This is a genomic window from Variovorax paradoxus (assembly GCA_016806145.1).
Classification (GTDB): Bacteria; Pseudomonadota; Gammaproteobacteria; order Burkholderiales; family Burkholderiaceae_C; genus Variovorax.
Genome location: CP063166.1, coordinates 4,587,183 through 4,613,485, shown reverse-complemented (window position 1 = coordinate 4,613,485; position 26,303 = coordinate 4,587,183). Strand labels below are relative to the sequence as shown.

General features: G+C 70.2%; 20 protein-coding genes and 1 pseudogene. 4 read left to right on the top strand and 17 right to left on the bottom strand.

The genetic code is table 11. The features are described from left to right. Positions 1–90: 90 nt before the first annotated feature. From INQ48_21535 to INQ48_21485, 11 genes and pseudogenes are all read right to left on the bottom strand, one after another. The gene (locus INQ48_21535; protein QRF60831.1) at positions 91–1,314 is read right to left on the bottom strand and encodes an NAD(P)/FAD-dependent oxidoreductase; all 1,224 of its coding nucleotides are present in this window, start codon (positions 1,312–1,314) and stop codon (positions 91–93) included. A 70-nt stretch (positions 1,315–1,384) separates the two neighbouring features. Further along, entirely contained in the window at positions 1,385–2,173 is a 789-nt protein-coding gene (locus INQ48_21530) for a YaeF family permuted papain-like enzyme (protein ID QRF55945.1), read from the bottom strand. Further along, positions 2,173–3,303 carry a sterol desaturase family protein gene (locus tag INQ48_21525; protein ID QRF55944.1) on the bottom strand — a complete coding sequence of 377 codons (1,131 nt, stop codon included), beginning with the start codon at positions 3,301–3,303 and terminating at the stop codon, positions 2,173–2,175. Before INQ48_21525 ends, INQ48_21530 begins: the two co-directional genes overlap by 1 nt. Before the next feature lie 61 nt (positions 3,304–3,364). Continuing rightward, the gene (locus INQ48_21520; protein ID QRF55943.1) at positions 3,365–4,255 is read right to left on the bottom strand and encodes an ABC transporter permease; all 891 of its coding nucleotides are present in this window, start codon (positions 4,253–4,255) and stop codon (positions 3,365–3,367) included. 296 nt (positions 4,256–4,551) lie between these two features. Next, complete coding sequence (locus INQ48_21515; GenBank protein ID QRF55942.1) at positions 4,552–5,469, bottom strand: ABC transporter permease; 918 nt, start codon at positions 5,467–5,469, stop codon at positions 4,552–4,554. 4 nt (positions 5,470–5,473) lie between these two features. Continuing rightward, positions 5,474–6,742 carry an extracellular solute-binding protein gene (locus INQ48_21510; GenBank protein ID QRF55941.1) on the bottom strand — a complete coding sequence of 423 codons (1,269 nt, stop codon included), beginning with the start codon at positions 6,740–6,742 and terminating at the stop codon, positions 5,474–5,476. Between the two features lie 58 nt (positions 6,743–6,800). Continuing rightward, complete coding sequence (locus tag INQ48_21505) at positions 6,801–7,904, bottom strand: ABC transporter ATP-binding protein (protein QRF55940.1); 1,104 nt, start codon at positions 7,902–7,904, stop codon at positions 6,801–6,803. A 101-nt stretch (positions 7,905–8,005) separates the two neighbouring features. Then, positions 8,006–8,818: a uroporphyrinogen-III C-methyltransferase gene (cobA, locus tag INQ48_21500; GenBank protein ID QRF55939.1), complete on the bottom strand. Its 813-nt coding sequence runs from the start codon at positions 8,816–8,818 to the stop codon at positions 8,006–8,008. Next, complete coding sequence (ybiB, locus tag INQ48_21495; protein ID QRF55938.1) at positions 8,815–9,720, bottom strand: DNA-binding protein YbiB; 906 nt, start codon at positions 9,718–9,720, stop codon at positions 8,815–8,817. Before ybiB ends, cobA begins: the two co-directional genes overlap by 4 nt. A gap of 207 nt (positions 9,721–9,927) precedes the next feature. Next, the gene (locus INQ48_21490) at positions 9,928–12,705 is read right to left on the bottom strand and encodes a molybdopterin-dependent oxidoreductase (GenBank protein QRF55937.1); all 2,778 of its coding nucleotides are present in this window, start codon (positions 12,703–12,705) and stop codon (positions 9,928–9,930) included. A gap of 62 nt (positions 12,706–12,767) precedes the next feature. Next, positions 12,768–13,973 (bottom strand): annotated as a pseudogene (locus tag INQ48_21485) (NAD(P)/FAD-dependent oxidoreductase). Between the two features lie 73 nt (positions 13,974–14,046). On the opposite strand from INQ48_21485, the gene INQ48_21480 reads away from it, so the two are divergent. Further along, entirely contained in the window at positions 14,047–15,765 is a 1,719-nt protein-coding gene (locus INQ48_21480) for a bifunctional protein-serine/threonine kinase/phosphatase (protein QRF55936.1), read from the top strand. 92 nt (positions 15,766–15,857) lie between these two features. Here INQ48_21480 and INQ48_21475 read toward each other — a convergent pair whose 3' ends face one another. Further along, entirely contained in the window at positions 15,858–17,114 is a 1,257-nt protein-coding gene (locus tag INQ48_21475) for a NarK/NasA family nitrate transporter (protein QRF55935.1), read from the bottom strand. 189 nt (positions 17,115–17,303) lie between these two features. On the opposite strand from INQ48_21475, the gene INQ48_21470 reads away from it, so the two are divergent. Further along, a complete protein-coding gene (locus INQ48_21470; GenBank protein ID QRF55934.1) occupies positions 17,304–18,677 on the top strand; it encodes a type IV pili methyl-accepting chemotaxis transducer N-terminal domain-containing protein in 1,374 nt (457 codons plus the stop codon). A gap of 24 nt (positions 18,678–18,701) precedes the next feature. On the opposite strand, the gene INQ48_21465 is transcribed toward INQ48_21470, so the two are convergent. The 4 genes from INQ48_21465 to INQ48_21450 all read right to left on the bottom strand — a co-directional run bounded on the left by INQ48_21465 (position 18,702) and on the right by INQ48_21450 (position 23,312). After that, positions 18,702–19,511: an ABC transporter ATP-binding protein gene (locus INQ48_21465; GenBank protein QRF55933.1), complete on the bottom strand. Its 810-nt coding sequence runs from the start codon at positions 19,509–19,511 to the stop codon at positions 18,702–18,704. After that, the gene (gene ntrB / locus INQ48_21460; GenBank protein ID QRF55932.1) at positions 19,508–20,425 is read right to left on the bottom strand and encodes a nitrate ABC transporter permease; all 918 of its coding nucleotides are present in this window, start codon (positions 20,423–20,425) and stop codon (positions 19,508–19,510) included. The genes INQ48_21465 and ntrB overlap by 4 nt, the downstream gene beginning before the upstream one ends. Before the next feature lie 10 nt (positions 20,426–20,435). After that, positions 20,436–21,680, bottom strand: coding sequence for an ABC transporter substrate-binding protein (locus INQ48_21455; protein ID QRF55931.1), 1,245 nt, complete (start codon positions 21,678–21,680; stop codon positions 20,436–20,438). Between the two features lie 339 nt (positions 21,681–22,019). Then, positions 22,020–23,312, bottom strand: a complete 1,293-nt coding sequence (locus tag INQ48_21450) for a nitrate- and nitrite sensing domain-containing protein (protein QRF55930.1) — start codon at positions 23,310–23,312, stop codon at positions 22,020–22,022. An 80-nt stretch (positions 23,313–23,392) separates the two neighbouring features. On the opposite strand from INQ48_21450, the gene tsaD reads away from it, so the two are divergent. After that, positions 23,393–24,445, top strand: a complete 1,053-nt coding sequence (tsaD, locus tag INQ48_21445; protein QRF55929.1) for a tRNA (adenosine(37)-N6)-threonylcarbamoyltransferase complex transferase subunit TsaD — start codon at positions 23,393–23,395, stop codon at positions 24,443–24,445. A gap of 69 nt (positions 24,446–24,514) precedes the next feature. Here tsaD and INQ48_21440 read toward each other — a convergent pair whose 3' ends face one another. Continuing rightward, positions 24,515–24,889: an Hsp20 family protein gene (locus INQ48_21440; GenBank protein ID QRF55928.1), complete on the bottom strand. Its 375-nt coding sequence runs from the start codon at positions 24,887–24,889 to the stop codon at positions 24,515–24,517. 122 nt (positions 24,890–25,011) lie between these two features. On the opposite strand from INQ48_21440, the gene INQ48_21435 reads away from it, so the two are divergent. Then, positions 25,012–26,292: a branched-chain amino acid ABC transporter substrate-binding protein gene (locus INQ48_21435; GenBank protein ID QRF55927.1), complete on the top strand. Its 1,281-nt coding sequence runs from the start codon at positions 25,012–25,014 to the stop codon at positions 26,290–26,292. The last annotated feature ends 11 nt before the right edge of the window (positions 26,293–26,303 follow it).

Genomic DNA, 26,303 nt, shown 5'->3' with positions numbered 1-26,303 from the left:
TGGCCGGGGGAGGATCGAGAGCCCCAGGCCGGGGTTCCTCAACAAGAAAAAGTGTGTGGCCGTTGAGGGAAGGCCAAAGTTAGCCGGCGATTATAGTGCGTTTGCGCAGGCGTGGGCACTCGCCCAGGCCCATTGGAAGTTGTAGCCGCCGAGCCAGCCGGTGACATCGACCACTTCGCCGATGAAATACAGGCCCGGCTGCTTCGATTCCATCGTCTGGGACGACAGGTCGCGCGTGTCGACGCCGCCGGCCGTGACCTCGGCCTTCTTGTAGCCCTCGGTGCCCGAGGGCACGATCTGCCAGCGCGCGATGCGCTCGGCCAGCGCGGCCAGCGCGCGGTCGGCGGCCTCGTTGATCGGCCGCTGCAGCGCGCCGTCCTGGCCGACCCAGGCATCGGCCAGCCGCGAGGGCACCAGGGCGGCGAGTTCGTTGGCGATGCGTTTCTTCGAGCGCAGCTTGGCCTCGGCGAAGGCCGCGGCCACGTCCACGCCAGGCGCGAAATCCAGCGTGAGTGGCGCGCCGGGCTTCCAGTAGCTCGAGATCTGCAGCACGGCCGGGCCCGAGAGGCCGCGGTGGGTAAACAGCAGGTCCTCGAGGAAGGCCATCTTCTCCTTCTTGGCCCCGGTCTCGATGCGCACCGGCAGCGCCAGTCCGGCCAGTTCGGCATAGGGCGCCCAGGCCTCGCCGCCGAAGGTCAGCGGCACCAGCGCCGGGCGCGGCGCCACCATGCGCAGGCCGAACTGCTCGGCGATGCGGTAGCCGAAGTCGCTGGCGCCGATCTGCGGGATCGACAGGCCGCCGGTGGCGACCACGATCTTCGGTGTCTCGATCGGGCCGCGGCTGCTCTCGATTCGATAGCTGCCGACGCTCGTCCCATCTGCGTTTTCGGCCGAGAACGTGATCTGGCCGATGCGGCAGGGCTGCCAGCGCTCGACCCCGCCGGCCGCGCATTCGGCCAGCAGCATGTCGACGATCTGCTGCGAGGAGCCGTCGCAGAACAGCTGCCCCTTGTGCTTCTCGTGGAAGGCGATGCCGTGCTTCTGCACGAGTTCGACGAACTGCTGCGGCGCATAGCGCGACAGTGCCGAGCGGCAGAAATTCGGGTTCTCGCCGATGAAATGGCGCTGCGGCGCGCGCACGTCGAGGTCGCGGTTGGTGAAGTTGGCGCGGCCGCCGCCCGAGATGCGGATCTTCTCGCCCACCTTCTCGCTGTGGTCGAGCAGCAGCACCCGGAGCCCGCGCTGGCCCGCCACGCCCGCGCAGAACAGGCCGGCGGCGCCGGCGCCGATCACCACGGCGTCGAAATGCGAGATATCGCTCACTGAAGTACCTCCGTGCTTCGCACTGCGGTGCGAGCTTGCTTGGGGCGGCCCGGCGCGGCGCTCATGGCCCGTCGGCCGCCAGCACCGGCGGCGGGTTGTACTTGAGGTGGCCCACGTAGCGCAGCGGCTGGGTGGCGGCGATCGAGGGCACGTCGCCCTCGCGCATGTGCAGCAGGTCGGCCGGGCTGACCCAGCGCGGGTCGGCGCTGGTGATCGGCAGGCCGGCCCGGTTGTAGGCCTCGAGCACGAACTGCGAGCAGAAGAACTGGTCGTCGCGGCTCGCGCCGAGCTGCACCATGGCCATGCCGCTCATGCAGTAGTGGCTGACCGCGCCCGGCATCAGTGGCAGCTCGCAAAGCCGGCGGTTCAGCACGAAGGGGGCGTTGAGCAGCACGCCCACGGTGTTGTAGCGCACGCCGACCTGCGACAGCGCCCACGTACGCATGCGCTCGGCGCCGGCCGCGTCCACGCCGGGTACGCGGAAGGCCACCACCATCTGTTCCTCGTCGACCACCTCGGCCAGCGCCCGCGCGCGCACGCCGGTGCCCACGGCTTCGGCGATCCGGCCGTCGCCGAGGTAGAGCACCGCATGGCTCACGGGCGAGAAGGTGCCCAGCCGGATGCCGAAGGAGTTCACCGTGGCGATCGAGGTCAGCAGGATGTCGCCGGGCTCCAGTGCGTCGGCCGCGATCAGCTCGCCGCCGTTGCCCGGCGCGATCACCGAGCTCTGCACCCGCAGGCGCAGGCCGCTGTCTTGCGAGGGCAGGTCGAGCCGGGTGGCGCAGGCCCCGAGCAGCAGGGCGGCGCCCGCGGCAGCGAGGGCCGCGAAGGTCTGGCGGAACGAGCGCATCAGCCCTTCCAGAGGAACGGGAACTTCAACTGCTTGAAGAAGCCGTTGGGCACGTAGTCGCCGAGCACGCCGTACTTCTCGGGCCAGAGCCTGGTGGTCTTCACGGCCGTGCCGAACAGGTAGTCGAGGAAGGCGTAGTGCGCCGCGTAGTTCTTGTCGAGCGCTTCCTGGTCCTGGCTGTGGTGCCAGTGGTGGAAGTTGGGCGTGACGATCACGTAGCGCAGCGGGCCGAGCCGCACGCTCACGTTGCAGTGGTTGAACACCGCCTGGAAGCCCACCACCACGATGTAGGCGTCGATCACTTCCTTGCTGAAGCCCAGCACGTAGATCGGCGCCAGCACCAGGGTGCGCGTGATCAGCAGCTCGAGGATGTGCTGGCGCGAGCCGGCCATCCAGTCCATGCTCTTCACGCTGTGGTGCACCGCGTGCAGCCGCCACAGCACCGGCACCTCGTGGTAGGCGCGATGGGTCCAGTACTGCACCAGGTCGGCCACCAGGATGATCAGCAGCAGCCCGGCCCAGAACGGCAGGTTGCCGACCCAGCCGCGGATGCCGTCGTTGGCGGCCCAGCCGAACAGCTTGTGCACCATGAGGTTGGTGGCCAGCAGCACGAAGCCCACGATCATGTGGTTGACCACGAAGTGGTGGAAGTCGGTCTGCCACTCGGCGCGGAACACGGGCTGGTCCTTGCGCAGCGCGAACAGCTTCTCGATGAAGATGAAGATCAGCGAGGAGCCGAGCAGGTCGAGGATGAACCAGTCGAGGCCGATGTAGGGCGTGTTGTCGGCGAAGTCGTTGACCGGGACCTTGTGGCCGCCGAGCAGGGCCGACAGCACGATCAGGAGGAAGGCGAAGGACGAGAGCCAGCGCGTGCGGTTGAAGATGATGTTGACCAGCGAGAGGCCGCCCGAGACCACCATGGCGACGAGCAGCACCCAGCGCATGAGGTCGACGTTGTAGCTCTTGCGCAGCTCGGGCGTGCTCAGGTACTGCGGAAAGTGGAACACCAGCACGCCGAGGAAGCACAGCACCGCGAGGCTGATGGCGATGGTGCCCGTGACCATGCCCTTGCCGCGGCGCAGCTCGCCATGGCTTTCGGCGAGTTCGTTGAGTTTGTCGATTTCCAGCATGCCCGCCTCTGTCTTGCTTTTTTGTAGGGGCGCGATTTTAGGTCGGGCGGCGCCAAAGCGGTCACCCCCTTCGGGTGGAGCGTCGCCGCAGCAGCGCGGCCGCGCCCAGCGCCGCGGCCATGACCAGCAGCGACACCACGGTCGTCACCGTGCCGAGGGCATAGATCGAAGGGGTGGTCACGGTCGAGGTCAGGCCCTGCAGCTCGAGCGGCAGGGTGTTGACGTCGCCGATGGCCTGCGAGGTGCGCGCGATCTCGTCCCACGAGAGGGTGAAGCCGAACATGCCGATGCCCACGATCGAGGGGCCGATCAGCGGCAGCACGACGAAGCGGAAGGTCTGCCAGGGCGTGGCGCCGAGGTCGCGCGCGGCCTCCTCGTAGGCCGGGTTGAAGCGGTTGAAGACCGCGAACATGATGAGCAGCCCGAAGGGCAGGGTCCAGGTGAGGTGGGCGCCGAGGGCGGAACTGAACAGGCCGAGCGCGGTGCCGTAGCCCTCGAGCAGGGTGGTGGCGTCGATGGCGGTCAGCAGGGCCTTGATGCCGGTGTCGAGCAGCCGGAACTGCAGGCCGATGCCCAGCGAGATGATGATCGACGGCATGATCAGGCTCGCGACCGTGACGAAGAACAGGGTGTTGCCGCCCGCGAGCTTCTTGCGGAACGCGAGGCCGGCGAGCACCGAGAGCACGACGGTGAAGCCCATGACCGCGGCGCCCAGCGCGAGCGAACGCCGGAACGCGGCGCCGATGTCGACCGTGCCCAGGCCCTCGGCGAGCTTGTAAAACCAGTGCAGCGAGACGCCGCGCAGCGGGAAGGTCAGGCCGCCTTCGGGGCCCTGGAAGCTCAGCACGAAGATCGTGATCATCGGGCCGTAGAGGAACAGCACGAAGAGGGCGAAGACGGTGGCCAGGGGCCAGAAGCCCTTGTTGCGTTTCTCTCGGATGTGTGGGGTCATGGCATGTCTTTTTTCGGGGTGGATGCACGGGGCACCGGGTACTCCCCTCCGCGAATGTCCCCCGCCCTTCGGGCTCCTCCTTGATTTCGCTGCGGGGAGTACCCGGTACCCCGTGCATCCGGGCAGGCTGGTGGTGCCCGGCCCGTCATCACCGCTGCGCCTCGCTCGCGTCGATGGGGTGCTCTGCGCAGCGAAATCAAGGAGGAGGCCGAAGCCCGGGGAACATTCGCGGAGCAGAGCACCCCGTCGGCGCGAGCGCGCCCCGCAGGTCGAAATCGGCAATGCAAGAACACCACCTAGAGCTCCTTGCGTATGTCCACCAGCCGCGTCAGCCCCCAGATGATCATCAGCACCACCGCCAGCAGGATCATCGCGTTGGCCGCCGCCAGCGGGAACTGCAGGTACGAGGTCTGCACCTGGATGATCTTGCCGATCGAGGCGATCTGCTGGCCGCCCATCACGCCGATGGTCACGAAGTCGCCCATCACGATGGTGATGACGAAGATCGAGCCGATCAGGATGCCCGTGCGCGACAGCGGCACCACCACGTTCCACAACGTCTGCCAGCCCGAGGCGCCCGCGTCGTTCGCGGCCTCGAGCAGCGAGCGGTCGATGCGCATCATGCTGTTGAAGATCGGCACGATCATGAACATCGTGTAGAGGTGCACGAAGGCCAGCACCACCGAGAAGTCGGAGAACAGCAGCCACTCCACCGGCTGCTGCACCAGCCCCAGGCCCATCAGCGCCTGGTTCACCAGCCCGTTGCGGCCCAGAAGCGGCACCCACGAGATCATGCGGATCACGTTCGAGGTCCAGAACGGCACCGTGCACAGCACGAACAGCACCGTCTGCATCGTCGACGAGCGCACGTGGAAGGCCAGGAAGTAGGCCACCGAGAAACCGATCAGCAGCGTGATGCCCCAGACCAGCAGGCAGAACTTGAAGGTGCTCAGGTAGGTGTTGAGCGTCACGCAGAGGTCGCCGTTGTCGGTCAGCCGCGAACAGCCCTCGAACAGGCTCAGGTAGTTGCGCGGCGTGAACGCCGGGATCAGCTCGTACTCGTTGAAGTTCCACAGGCTCACCATCGCCACCAGCGCCAGCGGAACCAGGAAGAACAGCAGGAACACCAGCGCGAACGGCGCCGCCTGCCACCATGCCTTCACGGCATGCAGCGGCTCGGTGGCGGCGTTCGCGCGGGCGGTGGGTGCGCTCACGGGATCAGGCCGCGACGAACTCGTTCCACTTCCTCACCATGTACTCGTTCTCGTCCATCACGGCGTTCCAGCAGGCGATGCCGCCCATGCGCTGCTCGTAGCTGCCGCCGTCGCGCACCGCGCCGGCCTTGGCGATCACGTCGCCCTGCGGGCTCTTGATGTCCTGCGCCGCGGGCTTGCCCTCCATCCAGTAGGCCCACTCGTAGGCTTCCATCTTGGACTTCGCCGTGTCGAGCACCGCGCTGTAGTAGCCCTGGCGGTTGAGGTAGGCGCCGGCCCAGCCGTCGAGGAACCAGTTGATGAACTCGTAGGCCGCGTCGAGCTTCTTGCCCGACAGCGTGGCAGGCAGGCCGAAGCCCGAGGCCCAGGCGCGATAGCCTTCCTTGAGCGGCTGGAAGGTGCAGTCGATGCCCTTGCTGCGCACGGCCGTCACGGCCGGCGACCACATCGACTGGATCACCACCTCGCCCGAGGCCATCAGGTTCACCGACTCGTTGAAGTCCTTCCACAGCGCGCGGAACTGGCCGGCCTTCTTGGCTTCGATCAAGGTCTTGATCGTGAGGTCGATCTCGGCCTTGGTCATGTTGCCCTTGTCGGCGTACTTGTGGATGCCCTTGGCCTCCACCACCATCGCCGCGTCCATGATGCCGATCGAGGGAATGTTGAGGATCGCGGTCTTGCCCTTGAACTCGGGGTTCAGCAGTTCGGCCCAGGAGCCAATGGGGCGCTTGATGAGGTCGGGGCGGATGCCCAGCGTGTCGGCGTTGTAGGTGGTCGGGATCAGCGACATGAACTGCGTGGCCGACTTGGCGAAGGCCTTGCTCTTCTCGCCCTCGAGATAGATCACCTTCACGGGCGCCGTGCCCTGGTCGCCGACCTTCTTGCCCGCCACCTCGCCCTTGGTGAACAGCGAGGTGATCTTGTCGGCGTTCTTCACGCGCTTGCTGTCGATGCCCTTGAGGTTGCCGGTCGGCACGATCTTCTTGAGCGAGAAGAACTCGGTGTCGATCAGGTCGAAGCTGTTGGGCGCCGTCACCGCGCGCTTGGTCACGTCGTCGGTGGTCACGGCCACGTACTGGATCTCGATGCCGGTGTCGGCCTTGAACTTCTCGGCGATCGCCTTGTCCTGGTTCACTGCCGTGCCGAGGTAGCGCAGCACCACCTTGTCCTGCGCATGCACGAAGGGCGCGATGCCGGTGGCCAGGATGCCGGCCGTGCCTTGCAGCAAGGTGCGGCGCTTGAGTCCGAGGGTGGAGTCGAGGGTGTCGGTCATTCTGAGTCTCCTGAAAGAAAGGGGAGGAACGCGGAAGGGAAGAAAGAAAAGAGGGGGCTCAGAGCGTCATCGCGATCGCTGCCGTGTCGTCGCGCAGCGCGGCCGTGGGCTCCGGCGTGCGCTCGCCCGGCGGCTTCGCGCCCGGCCCGAGCACGCGCGCATCGGCCTCGGCCCACGACAGCCGCACGGCCTCGCCGAGCGCGTACGGCTTTGCGAGGAACGCGGCCTCGCCGAGCTGCACCGACACGTTCGCGCGTCCGGGCGCGGCCGCGTCGAGCGCGAGGCCCAGCAGCACGTAGGTGCCCTGGTATTCGACGTCGGTGACGGTGGCGGCCAGGCCCTCGGCCGTCTCGGCGGCCGGCGCGATCCGCATGCGGTCGTTGCGCACCGCGATCGGGCCGGCGGGTGTGTCGAGCACGTTGTGGCCGCCCATGAAGCGCGCCACGAATTCGCTGGCCGGATGGTTGTAGACCGCGTGCGGCGAGCCGACCTGCTCGATCACACCGTGGTTCATCACCACCATGGTGTCGGCCAGCGCCATCGCCTCTTCCTGCGAGTGCGTGACGTGCACGAAGGTCAGGCCCAGCTCCTTCTGCCAGCGCCGCAACTCGGCGCGCATCTGGATGCGCAGGAAGGGGTCGAGCGCCGACAGCGGCTCGTCGAGCAGCAGCACGCGCGGCTCGGTGATGAGCGCGCGCGCCAGCGCCACGCGCTGCTGCTGGCCGCCCGAGAGTTCGCCGGGCTTGCGCGCGGCCAGGTGGCCCATCGCGACGCGCTCGAGCAGCGCATTGGCGCGCTGCTGGCGCTCGGCCTTGCCCACGCCCTTCATCTTGAGGCTGAAGGCCACGTTGTCGGTGGCCGACAGGTGCGGGAACAGCGCGAAGCTCTGGAACATCATCGCCGTGCCGCGCGCGGCGGCCGGCAGGTCGGTGATGTTGCGGTTGTCGAGCAGGATGTCGCCGCTGGTCACCGACTCGTGGCCCGCGATCATGCGCAGCGTGGTGCTCTTGCCGCAGCCCGAGGGGCCGAGCAGGCAGCAGTAGCTGCCGCTGGCGATGCGCAGGTCGATCCGGTCGACGGCGGCCGGGGTGCCCGGGGCGTAGCGCTTGCTCAGCGCGACGATCTCGATGGCGGCGGGGACGGGCGTGGCGACGGCATTCATTGCCCGTGGCCGAGCACGATCCATGCCCGCGGCCGCCGCGCTGCGCCGCCTCTACGCCTTAGGGCGTACGGCGCGCACGGCGCGCACGGCGCGTGCGGAGATCAGGTGCCGAAGCGGTCCGCGTCCGCGGGCAGGCCGGCGGCGGCCAGGCCGCGCAGCACGTCGCCCACCACGATCACCGCCGGGCTCGCGAGGCCGGCCTCGGCGATGGCGCGCTGCAGCCGGCCCAGCGTGGCCGCGACGTGGCGTTGCTGCGGCAGGCTCGCATGCTGGATCACGGCCACCGGCGTGCTGGCCGGCAGGCCGTGCAGCAGCTCGCGCTCGATGTGGGCCGCGCCCGACACGCCCATGTAGATCACCAGCGTGAGCCGCGCGCCGTGCGCGGTCGCGGCCAGCGCGCGCCAGTCGGTCGGGTCGTCGGCGGCGCCGGCGCCCGTCTTGGCATGGCCGGTGACGAACACCACGCCCTGTGCATGGTCGCGGTGCGTGAGCGGCACGCCCAGCGCGGTGACGGCCGCGAGGCCGGCCGTGATGCCGTTGACCACCGCGCATTCGATGCCGGCCTCGCGCAGGTGCTCGACCTCCTCGCCGCCGCGGCCGAAGATGAAGGGATCGCCGCCCTTGAGCCGCACCACCGTCTCGCCCTCGCGCACCGCGGTGATCATCAGCCGCTCGATGAAGGCCTGCGGCGTGCTCTTGCAGCCGCCGCGCTTGCCCACGTGCACGATGCGCGCATCGGGCCGCGCATAGGCCTGCACGATGGCGTCGTTCACGAGGTCGTCGACCAGCAGCACCGTGGCGGCCTGGATCGCCTTCACGGCCTTGACGGTCAGCAGCTCGGGGTCGCCCGGGCCGGCGCCCACCAGCGTGCAGCGGCCGGCGATGAGGGAGGGGGTGGGGGCGTTGGTTGTCATGCGTGGGATGCCAGTTGCGTGATGTGCCGGACCTGCGTTGCGATCGCCTCGGGCACGGGGAGCTCGCCCGCCAGCACGCGGCGCGTGTAGTCGGCCGTGGTCGCGACGTCGATGTCCTTCGGCAGGCCGGGCACCTCGGGGTCGGTGCCGGGCTGCTGGGCCTGCAGCTCGGTGCGCACGCCGCGCACGAAGCCGTCGATCTGGGCGGTGCGGCGCGGGTCCGACACCACCTCTCCCTCGAGGCCGCGCGACAGCAGCGCCGTCATGCCGGTGAGCTCGAAGGTGGCGGCCATGACGCGCGCGTATTCGGGATGGGTGTAGCTGCCGACCACCACGCAGGCGCCGGCGCCGGGCTGCATCAGCTTGACCACGCTGTGGCCCGGGTTGCGCAGGCCGACCACGCGGCGCACGTCGAGCAGCCGCTTGAGGCCCGGGCTCATCAGCTCGGTGGCGGCGAAGGCGACCTCGCCTGCGGCGATTTGCCGCACCGCGGCCAGCGGCGCGGTGCCCAGCGCCTCGAGCACGTTGGAGGCCAGCACGCGCGCGGTCTCGGTGGCGCTGCCGTGCACCAGCACCGGCAGCCCCTCGCGCGCCAGCAGCAGCGCCAGCAGCGGCGTGAGCACCGGCAGCTTGCGCGCGCCGTTGTAGCTGGGCAGCACGACCAGGGCCCGCTCGCTGGCGGGAAAGCGCGCCAGCCTCGCATGCGTGGCGTCGAGGAAGCCCGCCATCTCCTCGGGCGTTTCGCCCTTGATCCGCATCGCGAGGCAGAAGCCGCCGATCTCGAGGTCGGTGACGGTGCCGTCGAGCACCTGGCCGAACAGGTCGCAGGCCTGTTCGCGCGACAACGGCCGGGCGCCGCGCGCGCCCCGGCCGATTTCCTTGATGTAGTGGCTGATTCCCATGGGTAGGCGGATTGTCCCGCAAGGCTTATGCCGGAATGAGAGTTCGCTTATGCCTGTCCTGGACGCGGGGGCTTGTGCTCCCTCCCCCGCTGGGGGGAGGGCTGGGGTGGGGGCACCGGGCGATGGATGCGTGCGTAACGATGGAACGGCCCGGAGCCCCCATCCCGGCCTTCCCCCAGCGGGGGAAGGAGCAAGGCAGGGCGCGGCTCACGCCAGCGCCTCCACCGGCGTCGAGCGCACCCGCCGCTTGAGCTCGGGAATGCACGAACCGCAGTTGGTGCCGCATTTCAGCGCCCCCTGCAGCGCGGCCAGCCGTTCCGCGGGCGAGCCGTCGCAGCGCCGCAGCTGGCGCTCGATCGCGAGGTCGGTCACGTTGAAGCAGGTGCACACCGGCTTGCCGCGCGACTGCACCGCCACCGGCGCGCGCGCGCCGGGCGACAGCAGCAGCCGGCCGTAGTCCTGCGCCGGCAGCTCCTCGCGCAGCACGGTGGCGATCCAGGCCTCGGCGCTGGTGTCGCCGCCCAAAAGGAAGGCTTCGAGCCGTGCGCCGTCGGCCCGGCGCGCCAGCCGCGCCGCGCGGCGCTGGCCGCGGCGGCGGTCGGCATAGCGCAGGGTGTCGGGCGCCTGCAGGCCCAACAGGCCCTCGATGCGCGAGAGCAGGGCGTCGTCGGGCGCCTCGTAGGCGGCGGCGCGGAACAGCAGACCACCGCGGCTGCCGTCGGCGCCCGAGAAGGGCACGCAGGCCGCGAACGGAAAGGCCGCCATCAGCGCCTGCAGCGCGCGTCGCGCGGCCAGCGCGTCGTCGTCGGGCAGCCAGGCCATGGCCAGCAGCGACCAGGGCAGCTCGGCCTTGAGGATCTTGACCGGCACGTGCTTGAGCTCGGGCTGCTTCGAGATGGGGCAGTACGCCGGCGTGGTGACGGCATTGATGCCCGCCAGCGGCGTGCCGGTGGAGGACGAGCCGCCCAGGTACTCGCCGCCCCAGTGCATCGCGACGAAGGCCTGGTCGGGCGCGATCTCCTCGCTGGCGCGCGCGGGCAGCAGGATCGAGCCGCGCCTGGAGCTCAGGTGCACCAGGTCGCCCTCGCGCAGCGCGCGCCGCGCCATGTCCTGCGGGTTCATCTGCACCGCGGGCTCGGCCACGTGGCCGAACAGCCGGCCGACGTTGCCGGTGCGGCTCATGCCGTGCCACTGGTCGCGCAGCCGGCCGGTGTTGAGCGAGAACGGCCAGCGCGGCTCGCGCGGCTCGGCCAGCGGGCGGTAGACGGTGTCGGCGAAGCGCGCGCGGCTGTCGGGCGTGGGGAACACGCCGTCTTCGTACAGGCGCGCGCGGCCGGCCGTCTCGCCCTCGCGCAGCGGCCATTGCTGCGGGCCGGCGTGCTCGAGCATCGCCCAGCTCAGGCCGGTGATGTCGAGGTCGCGCCCGCGCGTCGATTCGCGGTGCTCGTTCCAGACCGACTCGGCGTTCTCGTAAGCGAACAGCGTGGCCACGCGGCCCAGCCTCGCCTCGAGCCGGCGCGCGAATTCGGCCGCGATCGACCAGTCGTGGCGCGCCTCGCCGGCCGGCGGCACGGCGGGGCGCACGCGCGAGATGCGGCGTTCGCTGTTGGTCACCGTGCCTTCCTTCTCGCCCCAGGTGGTGGCCGGCAGCAGCAGGTCGGCATAGGCGCAGGTGGCCGTGGTGGCGAAGGCTTCCTGCACCACCACGAACTCGGCGCGCTCGAGCGCGCGGCGCACCGTGGCCTGGTCGGGCATGGACTGGGCCGGGTTGGTGCAGGCGATCCACAGCGCGCGGATCTCGCCGTCGGCCGCGGCCTGGAACATCTCGACCGCGGTCTTGCCGGGCTGCGCGGGCACCGAGGGCACGCCCCAGAGCGCCGCCACCTCGGCGCGGTGCGCGGGGTTCGCGAGATCGCGGTGCGCGCTCAGCAGGTTCGCGAGGCCGCCGACCTCGCGCCCGCCCATCGCATTGGGCTGGCCGGTGAGCGAGAACGGCCCCGCGCCCGCGCGCCCGATCTGGCCCGTGGCCAGGTGCAGGTTGATCAGCGCGGCATTCTTCGCGGTGCCGCTCGAGGACTGGTTGAGTCCCTGGCAATACAGGCTCAGCGTGGCCGGCGAGGTGGCGAACAGCCGGGCCGCCTCGAACAGCTGCTCGGTCGACAGGCCGCAGACCCTCGCCACCGTCTCGGGCGTGCAGTCGCCCACCGTGGCCTTCAGCGCCTCGAAGCCGCTGGTGTGGGCCGCGATGTAGTCGGCGGCGATCCAGCCTTCGCGCAGCATCAGGTGCAGCATGCCGTTGAACAGCATCACGTCGGTGCCCGGCTGCAGCGGCAGGAACAGGTCGGCGATCTCCACCGTGTCGGTGCGGCGCGGGTCGGCCACCACGATCTTCAGCGCCGGGTTGGCGGCCTTCGCGTCCTCGATGCGGCGAAACAGGATCGGATGGGCCCAGGCGGTGTTGCTGCCGACGATGAACAGGCACTGCGCATGCCGCAGGTCGTCGTAGCAGGCAGGCGGCGCGTCGGCGCCCAGCGTCTGCTTGTAGCCGGCCACCGCGCTGCTCATGCACAGGCGCGAGTTGGTGTCGATGTTGTTGGTGCCGACCAGGCCCTTGGCGAGCTTGTTGAAGACGTAGTAGTCCTCGGTCAGCAGCTGGCCCGAGACGTAGAAGCCGACCGCGTCGGGGCCGTGCGCCTGCACGATGCCGGCGAAGCGGCTGGCCGCCTGGTCGAGCGCCGCGTCCCAGTCCAGCGGCTGCGGCGCCTCGCCGCGGCGCGCGCGCTGCATCGGGCGCAGCAGCCGCGTCTGGCGCGTGATCGGCGCGCTGGCCGTCAGGTGCAGGGTCGAGCCCTTGGTGCACAGGCGGCCGAAGTTGGCCGGATGGTCGGGGTCGCCGCGCACGCCGGTGATCTGCGCACCCTCGGACTCGATGATCACGCCGCAGCCGACGCCGCAGTAGGGGCAGGTGGAGCGGGTGTCGGTCATGCGGCCGCCTTCGGTTCGCCGGCCGGGATCGCTTCGTTCTCGCCACCGGCATCGCCCGTGGCCGCCTCGCCGAACATCAGCCGGTCGCGGATCTCCTGCACGCTGCGCCCCTCGCGCACCAGCTCGTAGTACCAGCTGCCGTCCACCGTGTCGCCGTAGAGGCAGGCGCCCACCAGCTTGTCGTCCTTGAGCACCAGCTTCTTGTAGACGCCGCCGAAGGGATCGCTCATCACGATCTCCTCGGTGCCTTCGCCGCCCATGAACTCGCCCGCGCTGAACAGGTCGATGCCCGTGACCTTGAGCTTGGTCGAGGTCAGCGAGCCCTGGTAGCGGCCGATGCCGAACTGCGCGAGGTGGTTGGCCGCCACCTTGGCCTGCTCGAACAGCGGCGCCACCAGGCCGTAGGCGATGCCGCGGTGCGCCGCGCATTCGCCGACCGCGTAGATCCGCGCATCGGTCACGGTCTGCAGCGTGTCGGTGACCACGATGCCGCGGTGGCAGTGCAGCCGCATGCGTTCGGCCAGCTCGACGTTGGGGCGGATGCCCACGGCCATCACGACCAGGTCGGCCGGGACCTCGCTGCCGTCCTTGAAGCGGATCGCGGTGACGCGGCCCTGTTCGCCGCCGACCAGTTCCTGGGTCTGCGCGCCCATCCTGAACTTCAGGCCGCGTTCCTCGAGCGACTGCTGCAGCAGCCGGGCCGCGGCCTCGTCGAGCTGGCGTTCCATGAGCCAGGGCATGACGTGCACCACCGTCACCTCCATGCCGCGCCGCATCAGGCCGTTGGCGGCCTCCAGGCCCAAGAGGCCGCCGCCGATCACCACCGCGTGGCGGTGCGTGCGCGCGGTCTCGATCATGCAGTCGGTGTCGGCGATGTCGCGGTAGGCGATCACGCCCTCGAGATCCTTGCCGGGCACCGGCAGCATGAAGGGGGTGGAGCCGGTGCAGACCAGCAGGCGGTCGTAGGCGGCCTCGGTGCCGTCGTCGGCGCGCACGATGCGCTTCACGCGGTCGACCTCGACCACCTTCTTCCCGGCATGCACCGCGATGCCGTGGTCGCGGTACCAGTCCCAGCCGTTGAGCACGATCTCGTCGAGCGTCTGCTCGCCCGCGAGCACCGGCGACAGCATGATGCGGTTGTAGTTGGGATGCGGCTCGGCGCCGAACACCGTGATGTCGTAGAGGCCGGGCGCGATCTTCAGCAGCTCCTCGAGCGTGCGCACGCCGGCCATGCCGTTGCCGATCAGCACGAGTTTCATCTTCTCCATGGGGCCCTGCCTTTCTGCGAACTGGGGGACATCAAGCGAGCGCGTGCTCATCGCGCGCGGTCAGAATCGCGCCATGAGCTTCGAGGTGGACATCGGCTACAGCAGCCAACGCGGCCCGCGCGAGGCCAACGAGGACTTCGCCGGCGCGGTGCATGCCCCGCCGGGCGACGAGGCGCGCGGGCTGATCGCGGCCATTGCCGACGGCGTTTCGGCCGGCGGGCGCGGCCGCGAGGCGGCGCAGACCACGGTGATGGGCCTGCTGGCCGACTATTTCGCCACGCCCGCGACCTGGGAGCCGACCGCCGCGCTCGACCGCCTGATCGGTGCGCAGAACGGCTGGCTGGCCGACCACAATCGCCGGCGCCAGGGCAAGAAGAGCGAGGAGGGCGGCGCCGCCCTCACCACGCTGACCGCGCTGGTGCTGCACGGCCAGGGCTACACGCTGGCCCACGTGGGCGACACGCGCGCCTGGCGCGTGCGCGCCGGCGAGGCCGCCGCCGTGCCGCTGACGCAGGACCATGCCTTCGACCATCCCGACCTGCGCAGCCGGCTCACGCGCGCCATCGGCCTCGACGACCAGGTGCGCGTCGACTACCTGCAGGGCGACCTGCGCGTGGGCGACTGCTTCGTGCTGAGTTCCGACGGCGTGCATGGCGTGCTCGACGCGCGGCGACTGGCCGCGCTGGCGCTGCAGGGCGACGCCGAGGCCGCGAGCGAGGCGCTGGTGAACGCGGCGCTCGATGCCGGCACGCGCGACAACGCGACCGCGCTGGTGATCCGCGTGCTGGGGCTCGACGCGCGCCGGCTCGACGACGAGCTCGGCGATGGCCGCCGGCTCGCACCGCCGCCCGCGCTCAAGGTGGGCGAAGCGCTCGACGGCTACGTGGTGACCGCGCTGGTGGCCGACACCGGCGTGCACCTGCTCTACCAGGCGCGCGATCCCGTCACGCGCGCGTTGGTCGCGCTCAAGACCCTGCATCCCGCGCGCGCCGGCGATCCGCAGGAGCGCGCGATGCTCGCGCACGAGGCCTGGCTCGGGCTGCGCGTGGGCGGCGACGGCTTCGTGCGGGCGCACGAGCGCGCGGCCGATGCCAGCGCGCTCTACATCGTGTTCGACTGGCATGGCGGCCGCACGCTCGAGCAGCTGCGCAAGGCCGATCCGCGCGGTGCCGTGGCCGAGGTGGTGGCGGCCGCCATCGCATGGAGCCGCGCGCTCGGCCGGCTGCACCGCCAGGGCGTGGTGCACCGCGACATCAAGCCCGGCAACCTGCACCGCGGCGACGACGGGCGCTGGCGCATCCTCGACCTGGGCGTGGCGCTGTCGGGCCGCGAGAGCGCGGCGCAGCGCGAGCTGCATGCCGGCACGCCGAGCTACATCAACCCCGAACAGTGGGAGGAGGGCGGCACGGCCGACGCCGGCAGCGACCTGTTCGCGCTCGGCGTGACCCTCTACCAGTGGCTCACCGGCCACCTGCCCTACGGCGAGATCGAGCCCTACCAGGTGGGGCGCTACCGGCGCGACCCGGTGGCGCTGTCGCGCCTGCGGCCCGACGTGCCGATCTGGCTCGACCACCTGGTGCGCAAGGCCGTGGCGCGCGATCCGCGCGAACGCTTCGAGACCGCCGAGGAGCTGCTGCTCGCGCTCGAGCGCGGCGCCTCGCGCCCGGTGGGCGCGCCCGTCGCCACGCCGCTGATCCGCCGCGATCCGCTGGCGCTTTACCAGCTCGCGCTCGGCGTGTCGGTGCTGTTCAACCTGCTGCTGGTGGTGTGGCTGCTGTTCCTGCCACGCTGAGAGTCGCCATCCCCGTTCGGGCTGAGCTTGTCGAAGCCGTGCGCGCCGTGGGTACAGCCCTTCGACAGGCTCAGGGCGAACGGAGGGGGTGTTCACGCGGTCCTCCGGTGCGAGGCGGCCGCCGGTGCCGGTGCCGGCGCCACGCGCGCCCGGCCCCCCTTCTCGGCCCAGGTGCGGGTCCAGCGGATCTGCATCACGCGCATCACGCCCAGCATCACGAGCGACAGCGCCGCGAAGAAGACGAAGCCCCAGAGGTAGCTGCCCAGGTACTGCTTCGACAGGCCCATGGCGTTGGGCACCAGCCCGCCGCCCAGGGCGCCGATCTCGCCGATCATCGAGCCGGCCACCGCGGTGCTCAGCGGCCAGCGCAGCGGCACCAGCTGGAACAGCGCGCCGTTGCCCGCGCCCAGCGCCGCGAAGCAGACGATCAGCAGCAGGGTGGTGAGCACCAGCGAGCCCGAAGCCAGCCCCACGAGCGCCAGCGCCACGGCCACCACCAGCAGCACCACCGTCAGCGTGTTCACGCCGCCCCAGCGGTCGGAGATCCAGCCGCCGGCGATGCGCACCGCCGCGCCCATGAAGGCCGCGAGCATGGTGAGCTGGCCCGCCTGCACCTTGCTGACGCCGAACTGGTCGTAGTAGTAGGAGGGCAGGAAGGTCGTGAGGCCGATGAAGCCGCCGAAGGTCACGCCGTAGATCAGGCTGAACACCCAGCCGTCCTTCTCGAACAGGCAGGCGATGTGCTCGCGGAAGCTCGAATGCGCGTTCACGTCGGGCGGTTCCTTGGCGAACACCACCATCACCACCATCGGGATCAGGATCGCGCCCGCGGCCACGCCGTACACCGCCTGCCAGCCCAGCCACTGCGCGAGCGGCGGCGCGATCAGCACCGACACCGCGGTGCCCACGTTGCCCGCGCCCACCAGGCCCATCGCCAGGCCCTTGTGCTGCGGCGGGAACCAGCCCGAGCCGAGCGACAGCGCCACGCCGAAGCTCGCGCCAGCGATGCCCAGCAGCACGCCCATGGCCAGCAGGTCGTTGAAGCTGCGCACGAAGAAGAAGCCGAACAGCATTGCCACCGCGATCAGCGCCATCTCGACCAGCGTGGCCTTCTTGCGGCCGATGTACTGCGACAGGATGCCGAGCGGGAAGCGCATGAGCGCGCCCGCGATGATCGGCACCGAGAGCATCAGCCCCTTCTGCGCCGGCGAGAGGTCGAAGCTCTCGCCGATGAAGGGCGCCATGGCGCCGTTGAGCACCCAGATGCAGCAGGAGAACGAGAAATACAGGAAGGCCGCGAACAGTGTCGGGCCGTGGCCTGAGCGCAAGAAATTCCTGAAACCGGGCATGGTGTTCGTGGGTGCGAAAAGCCGCGGCCCGGCCCTGTGGAGACCGAGTCGACGGACGGGGGTGGGACGGGGGAGCCGACGACGGGCGCCGTCGGCATGAAGGGTGCAGCCGGCATCGTTGCTGCCGGAACGGACGCAGGAGCCTGCGGCCTCACCAAAGCGGTGCTTCGTTACACCGCGGTCCGTTTCATGCAAGACGCATGCCGCGCACGAAAGACCCGGCGGGCATCGGCCCTCGCCTATGCTCGCGGTGCCCGATCCCACGTCCTTCGACCGATGTCCCTTCTCGTTGTCCTTCCCGATGAACCCGGCGCGAGCGCCTTGCCCGCGGCGATGAGCGCCGCGCTGGCCGAGGCCGGCATCGAGCTGCTCGGCTGCACGGACCTGCCGGGCCTCGCGCGCGACGCCGAAGCGCTCGCACCGCGCCAGGTGCTGGTCTGCACGGCCGCGCCGACGCGCGAACTGCTCGAGGTGCTGCGCGCCTGGTCGGGCCTGCCGCCCTGCGCGCTGAGCCTGGCGAGCGCGCCGCTCGATGGCGCGCGGCACGAGGAGCTGGTCGCGCTCGGCGTGCATGCCTGGTCGCCGTTCGAGTCGCTCGAGACGTTCGATGCGGCATCGCTGCTGGCGCTGCTCGCGCGCGCGCAGGCCCGCTGGCAGCGCGAGCACGCGCTGCGCACCGAGTTGGAGAACCTGCGCACCCGGATGGACGAGCGCAAGTGGGTCGATCGCGCCAAGGGCTTGCTGATGTCCGCGCGCGGCATCGGCGAGGACGAGGCCTTCGGCCTGATTCGCGGCGCCGCGATGCATGCGAACCTGCGGCTCGGCGAGGTCTCGCGCTCGGTCATCGAGGCCGCGCAGTGGGCCGAGGCGATCAACCGCGCGGGCCAGCTGCGCATGCTCTCGCAGCGGCTGGTGCGGCTGGCCGCGCAGCTGCTGGGCGGCATCGACGTGCAGCGCGCGCGCGTGCTGCGCGCGCAGTCGGCCGAACGGGTGCAGAGCAACCTCGATCACCTCGCGACCCTCGGCCTGAAGGCGGCGGGCGCCCTGGCGCTGGCCGAGGCGCGGGCGGCCTGGACCGTGCTGTCGACCGCGCTCGCCGCGCGCCCCAGCGCCGCGGGGCTGGCCGACATCGACCATCGCGCCGAGGTGCTGCTCGCGGCCGCCGAGGCGCTGACCGAGGCGCTCGAAGCCTCGGGCGCGCGGCGCGCGCTGCGCATCGTCAACATCTGCGGCCGCCAGCGCATGCGCGCCCAGCGGCTGGCCAAGGACGCGCTGCTGGCCTCGGCGCTCGAGCAGCAGGCCTCTCGGGCGCGGCTGCTGCCGACCATGGACGAATTCGAGGCCGCGCTGCTCGAACTCGAGCGCGCGCCGCTGAGCACCGCGGAGATCCGCGCCGGGCTTGCGAGCGCGCGCGACGAATGGCTGCGGCTGGTGGGCGGCGTGCGCGCGCTCGAGAGCGCCGACGGCCGCGCCGCGCTGGTGCGCTCGAGCGAGGCGCTGGTCGACACCTTCGAGGGCCTCACGGCCTCGTACGAGCACAGCCTCCAGGTCATCATGTCGTGATGCGCCCGGGGGCGGCGTCGCGGTTCAGGCCGCTGCCTTCTCCACGTGCCCCTGCCGCGTGTAGAGGAAGTCGATCACGGCTTTGCGCGCATGCACGTAGGCCGGGTCCTCCGCGAGCTCGACGCGGTTGCGCGGGCGCGGAATGTCGACCGTGAGCACCTCGCCGATGGTGGCGGCCGGGCCGTTGGTCAACATCACGATGCGGTCGCTCAGCAGCACGGCCTCGTCCACGTCGTGCGTGACCATCACGACCGTGCTGCGGGTCTTCTGCACGATGGCCAGCAGCTCGTCCTGCAGCTTGGCGCGCGTGAGGGCGTCGAGCGCGCCGAAGGGCTCGTCCATCAGCAGCACCTTGGGTTCCATCGACAGCGCACGCGCGATGCCCACGCGCTGCTTCATGCCGCCCGAGATCTCGCCGGGGCGCTTCTGCGCGGCTGGCGTGAGGCCGACCAGCGCCAGTGCCGCATCGGTGCGCGCGCGCAGCTGGGCCTTGTTCTCGGTGGCGGCGAACACGCGCTCGACCGCGAGGTAGACGTTCTCGAAGCAGGTGAGCCAGGGCAGCAGCGAGTGATTCTGGAACACCACGGCGCGCTCGGGGCCCGGGCCTTTGATTTCCTTGTTGGCGCACAGCAGCGCGCCCGCGGTGGGCGTGGTGAGCCCGGCGATCAGGTTCAACAGCGTGGACTTGCCGCAGCCCGAATGGCCGATCAGCGTGATGAACTCGCCCTTGGCCACACCAAGGTGCACGTCGCGCAGCGCGACGAAGCGGCCCTTGGGCGTCTTGAAGGCCTGTTCGACGCCGTGGATCTCGATGTACTTCGATTCGTCGATCATGATTTCACCTCTTCGAACGTGAAGGCCGTCGCGAGCTTGATCAGCGCGAACTCGAGCACCAGGCCGACGATGCCGATCACGAAGATCGCGATGATGATGTTGGCGACGTTGAGGTTGTTCCACTCGTCCCAGACCCAGAAGCCGATGCCCACGCCGCCGGTCAGCATCTCGGCCGCCACGATCACCAGCCAGGCGGTGCCCACGGCCAGCCGCACGCCGGTCAGCATGTAGGGCAGCACGGCCGGGAACAGGATCTTGGTGAGGATCTTCCATTCGCTGAGGTTCAGCACCTTGGCCACGTTCATGTAGTCGCTCGGCACGCGCTGCACGCCCACGGCGGTGTTGATCACCATCGGCCAGATCGAGCAGATGAAGATGGTCCAGATCGCGGCCGGGTCGGCGCCCTTGAACACCAAGAGGCCGATCGGCAGCCAGGCCAGCGGCGAGACGGGGCGCAGCAGGCTGATCAGCGGATTGAACATGCGCGCAAGGAACTCGAAGCGCCCGATCGCGAAGCCGGCCGGAATGCCGACCAGCGCCGCGAGGCCGAAGCCCAGCGCCACGCGCTGCAGCGAGGACAGCACGTTCCAGCCCACGCCCTGGTCGTTCGGGCCCTTGCTGTAGAAGGGATCGCTGAACACCGTGAGCGCCTGCTGCCAGACCGCCAGCGGCGAGGGGAAGCCGGTGGTGCTGCGCATGGCCACGATCTCCCACACCAGCAGCAGCAGGCCGAAGCCCGCGAGCGGCGGCAGCACGCGCATCCAGAAGGCGCGCAGGTCGAGCGGCGTGCGCGTCCGCGTCTCGCGCACGGGGCGAACGGGTGCCGCGGTGGCGGCGACCGGCTTGGCCGCGATGGCTGGAGCCGACGGCGCGGCGACCGCCTCGAGCGGCGAATGGAAGACTGCGCTGACCATGGTGTTCTCCCTATGCATGAAGCTTGAACGACTCGGCGTACTTCTTCGGGTCCTTGCCGTCCCAGACCGAACCGTCGAACAGCTTGCTGCTGCGCATCGGGTCCTTGGGCACCGGCGTCTGCGTGGCGGCGGCGGCCTGCTTGTAGATGTCGATGCGGTTGATCTCGGTGGCCACCTTGAGGTAGTCGGGATGCTCCTTGAGCAGGCCCCAGCGCTTGTGCTGCGTGAGGAACCACATGCCGTCGGAGAGATAGGGGAAAGTGACCGCGCCGCCGTTGTAGAACTTCATGTGGTTCGGGTCGTCCCAGCTCTTGCCCAGGCCGTTGACGTAGCGGCCCAGGATGCGCTGGTTGATCGCGTCCACGCTGGTGTTGACGTAGCTCTTGTCGGCGATGGTCTCGGCCATCTTGTTCTTGTTCTGCAGGCCGGTGTCGATCCACTTGCCGGCCTCGAGCACGGCAGCGGTCACGGCGCGCGCGGTGTTCGGGTACTTCTTCGCGAACTCGGCCGTGGTGCCGAGCACCTTCTCGGGGTGGTCCTTCCAGATGTCCTGCGTGGTGATGGCCGTGATGCCAATACCGTCCATGATCGCGCGCTGGCCCCAGGGCTCGCCCACGCAGTAGCCGTCCATGTTGCCCACGCGCATGTTGGCCACCATCTGCGGCGGCGGCACGGTGATGTTCTTGACGTCCTTGAACGGGTCGATGCCTGCCGAGGCGAGCCAGTAGTAGAGCCACATCGCGTGGGTGCCGGTGGGGAAGGTCTGGGCGAAGGTGTATTCGCGCTTCTCGCTGGCGATCAGCTTGGCGAGCGAGGCCGCGTCGACCGCGCCCTTGTCGGCCAGCTTCTTCGACAGCGTGATCGCCTGGCCGTTGTTGTTGAGGGTCATGAGCACGGCCATGTCCTTCTTCGGGCCGCTCAGGCCCAGGTGCATGCCGTAGACCAGGCCGTACAGCACGTGGGCCATGTCGAGGTCGCCGTTGGCCAGCTTGTCGCGCACGCCGGCCCAGCTCGCCTCCTTGCTCGGCACGATCTTCACACCGTACTTCTTGTCGATGCCCAGCACCGAGGCCATCACCACGCTGGCGCAGTCGGTCAGCGGGATGAAGCCGATCTTGACCTCCTCCTTCTCGGGCTTGTCGGAGCCCTGGGCCCAGACGGCGGCGCGCAGCGCGGGATCGATCCCGACGGCGCCGATGGCGGCGGCCTGCAGCACGCGGCGCCGGCTCAGTTTGGTTTGCAGCGTATCGGACATGGGGCGGACTCCAGCTGAAGAGAAAGGAGGAAGACAAAAACGAAAAGGCGTCCTCACCGCCGCAGGGGGCTGCTCGCAAACGAGCCAGCCCCGCGGGATAAGGACGCCTTTGTCCGGGTCGGTGGACGGCCCCCGCCATTGGGGGCCCTCTGCCTGGAGGCCCGAAGGCCTCATGAACTGTCTTGAGCAAAGCGCGTGCCAGCCTCGGCGCGCGTGGTTTGCTATGGCTTTGCTAGCTCGATGCGCCGTATGGGTGCGCCCGGGCCCTCGATTCGGTGGGGAAGAGCGGCCGGCGCGTCGGCAGGCACGCTTGTTGTGCACTGCACCAGGGCGGACCGATCAGCGTGGCAGGTAGTCGGCCATCGCGAGCACCGACTCGGCCACGTCGACCAGCCGGCGGTTCTGGTTCATCGCGGTCTGGCGCAGCATCTTGTGCGCCTCTTCCTCGCTCATCCGGCGATGCGCCATCAAGAGGCCCTTGGCGCGCTCGACCAGCTTGCGCTCGTTGAGCGAGGCGCGCACGGTCTCGAGCTCGTCGCCCATGGCCTGCAGCCGGCGCGACTGGGCCTGCACCATGTCGAGCACCGAGCGCTCGAGCGTGCGGCCGTAGAGCGTGGCCGCTTCGGGCGCGGCCGGGCGCGCGGCGGGCGGCACCGGCGCCAGCACGTCGTCGAAGAAGCGCTCGCCGTCGTCGCGCGGCGCCAGGGTGTCGAGCAGGCGCTGGTAGTCCCCGAGCTCGCGCCGCGCCTGTTCGGTCTTGTGGCCGCATTGCAGGCGCAGGTCGCAGGCGAGCCGGTCCTCGACGGTGCGCATGGCGTCGATGCGCGCGCTGCAGCAGTCGAACCAGGTCTGGCTCAGCCGCGGATCGGGCAGGCCGCCCGCGGGCGCCGCGCCCGGATGCACGGTGCCGATGCGACGCATGCGCTCGAGCTCGGCCAGCGTGCTGTCGCTCTGGCTCTGGCGCCACAGCGCGAGCAGCGCGGGGTTCGAGAACTCGGTGAAGACCTGGAAGCAGCGCTCCTGCGACTCGACCAGGTGCAGCCACTGGGCGCGCTGCGCGTCGTCGACGCGGCCCATGGCGAGGGCGGCGGCGCCGAGGGCGCGTTCCTGGCCCGCGAACTCCTTGCCCTGCATGAAGTTGAACAGCGCCACCAGCAGGCGCGAGATCTCGGGGTCGGTGGCGCCGTCGGCCGCTTCGAACACCACCGACAGCAGCCCCGCGACCAGCTTGGCGAAGGCCGCGGTGGCCTGCGCGGGTTGCAGTTCGAGCGCGGCGATGCGCCGGCGCAGGGCCGGCAGGCCATCGAGGCCCGGCAGCACCCAGGCGATGCGGCTGAACAGCCGCGTGTGGTTGCCGTCGCCCGCGCGGCCCTGCGCCTCGGCCTCGAGCCGGTCGAAGCCCAGCCGCACCGCCTGCTCGAGCGCCATGCATTCGTCGATCTGCGGATCGCGCTGCGCGGCGAAGCGTGCCCCGCGCGAGGCCAGGAACACGTTCGACATGCCGCGCTCGCGCTGCAGCGCATGCACGAGCCGGCCGACGGCGCCGACCAGCTCGCTGGTGCGCGCGAGCTGCTCGAGCGCGTCGATCTCGCTGCGCCGCGCGGCGATCAGGAAGTGCAGGCCGGATTTCATGGGGTGCCGGACCATGTGCAACATCCGTGCCGTACCCCCGCGCCAGCAACCCCTACCGCCCGCCGCCTACACTCCCGGCCATGCTGCTTCTAGGAATCGAATCCTCCTGCGACGAGACCGGCGTGGCGCTGGTCGAGTCGCATGGCGACGCGCTGCCGGTGCTGCGCTCGCATGCGCTGCACAGCCAGATCGCGATGCACCAGGCCTATGGCGGCGTGGTGCCCGAACTCGCGAGCCGCGACCACATCCGCCGCGTGCTGCCGCTGACCGATGCCGTGATGGCCGAGGCCGGGCGCACGCTGGCCGAGGTCGACGTGGTCGCCTACACGCGCGGCCCCGGCCTCGCGGGCGCACTGCTCGTGGGCGCGGGCGTGGCCTGCGCGCTGGGCGCGGCGCTCGGCAAGCCGGTGCTCGGCGTGCACCACCTCGAGGGCCACCTGCTGTCGCCGTTCCTGAGCGCCGACCCGCCCGAGTTCCCCTTCGTGGCGCTTCTCGTCTCGGGCGGCCACACCCAACTGATGCGCGTGGACGGCGTGGGCCGCTACGAGCTGCTCGGCGAAACCATCGACGACGCGGCCGGCGAGGCCTTCGACAAGAGCGCCAAGCTCATGGGCCTGCCGTACCCCGGCGGCCCCTGGCTCGCCAAGCTGGCCGAGGGCGGCGACCCGGCGGCCTTCAAGCTGCCGCGCCCGCTGCTGCACAGCGGCGACCTCGACTTCTCCTTCGCCGGCCTCAAGACGGCCGTGCTCACGCAGGCCAGGAAGCTCGGCGACGCACTCGAGGCGCGCAAGCCCGACCTCGCGGCCTCCACGCAGGCGGCGATCGTCGAGGTGCTGCTGAAGAAATCGCTGGCCGCGCTCGACCAGGCCGGTCTCAAGCGGCTGGTGGTGGCCGGCGGCGTGGGCGCGAACCGCATGTTGCGCGAGCAGCTCAATGCCGCCTGCGCCAAGCGCGGCGTGCGCGTGCACTACCCCGAGCTGCACCTGTGCACCGACAACGGCGCGATGATCGCGATGGCCGCGGCGATGCGGCTGCAGTCGGGGCTGTCGCAGCCCACCGAGCGCTATGCCTTCGACGTGAAGCCGCGCTGGCCGATGGCCTCCCTGTCGGCGGACCTGCCCGCCACCGCCTGAGAACGCCCATGAAAAAGCCCGCGCGGCTCGTCGCCGCGCGGGCTTTTTCGCAGCTCGGTTGCGCCTGGATCAGTTGATCTGCAGCTGCGAGACCTGGCTGACCGGCACCACCTTGGCGAGCTTCAGGGTCAGCACGCCGTTCTCGAGCTTGGCTTCGCTCGCAGCGGCGTCGATGTCCAGCGGCAGCTCGTAGGCGGCCTTGAACTGGCGCTTGGCGTCGGCCTTGCTCTCGATGCGGACCACGGCGCCTTCGATGCCGATGCTCAGGTCCTCGCGGGCGAAACCGGGCACGTCGAGCGACAGGGTCCAGCTCTTGTCGTCCTGCTCGACCAGCGGCGAGCGGCGCGCGGTGCCGGCGAAGGCATCGTTCACGAAGCGTTCGAAGGCGCGGTCATGGGCGCGGGGGGTGAAACGGGTGGCGCGAAGGGCGGGTGCGAAAAACATGGAAGTACTCCTGAATGAACACAATGGGGACATGGAATGTGTGTCCCTTACACTGCGCGGCCGTTCAATCCTGAGTGCCGCTTGAAACCTCATCTAGGCCCAGCGGCGCGCGTTTCAAGTCAATGAATTCCAGCTTTTTCGAGCGCCGCCAGGCCTTGAAATTCGCGGCACTGTCGCTATGCGCGAGGCCCTTCGCGGCGCTCGCGCAGACCCCGCCCGCACCCATCCGCCTCGCGTTGATCGAGAGCATGAGCGGCCCGTTCGCCAACACCGGCGAGGCGGTGTTCCGCAACCTGCTGTGGGCCGTGGAGCGCGTGAATGCGCGCGGCGGAATCAAGCTGCCGGGCGGCGCGCGACCGCTGCAGCTCGACCGCTACGACAGCAAGGGGCAGAACGAGGAAGCGCTGTCGGCACTGCGCGCCGCGATCGACGACGGCGCGCGCATCGTGCTGCAGGGCAACTCCTCGGCCACCGCGGCGGCGCTGATCGATGCGATCGACAAGAACAACGAGCGCGACCCGCAGCGGCGCATGCTGTTCCTCAACTACGCGGCGGTCGAGCCTTCGCTGACCAACGAGCGCTGCAGCTTCTGGCACTTCCGCTTCGACGCCCATGCCGACATGCGCGTGGCCGCGCTGATGGACGTGGTGAAGGACGACGCCGCGCTCAAGCGCATCTACCTGCTGGGGCAGGACTACAGCTTCGGCCAGGCGGTGCTGCGCGAATCGCGGCGCCAGCTCGGCGTGCTGCGGCCCGACGTGGAGATCGTCGGCGACGAGCTGCATCCGCTGGGCAAGGTCAAGGACTTCGCGCCCTACGCCAGCAAGATCATCGCGAGCGGCGCGCAGGCGGTGGTCACGGGCAACTGGGGCAACGACCTCACGCTGCTCGTGAAGGCCGCGCGCGAGGCCGGTTTCAACGGCACCTTCTACACCTTCTACGGCAATGCGCTGGGCGCGCCCGCGGCCATCGGCGATGCCGGCATCGGCCGCGTGATCGCGGTGGCCGACTGGCTGCCGAACGTGCAGACGTCGCAGTCGGAGGCCTTCTACCGCGCCTTCCGCACGCGCTTTCCGAAGCCCGCCGACGACTACGTGCACATGCGCATGCAGCTCCTGATCGAGTCGCTGGCGCAGGCGCTCGAGCGCGCGGGCGGCACCGACACCGTGGCCGTGGCGCGCGCGCTCGAGCAGGCCGACGTCACGCTGTACGGCCAGCGCGGGCGCATGCGCGCGGCCGACCACCAGTTCCAGCAGCAGCTCGTGGTCGGCGTGATGGACAAGCAGGGCCGGCCGGGCGTGCAGTTCGACGTCGAGGGTTCGGGCTACGGCTTTCGCGTGATCAAGACCATCGCCCCCGAGCGCGCGGAGCTGCCGACTTCGTGCAAGATGAAGCGCCCCTGAAGGCACGAAGC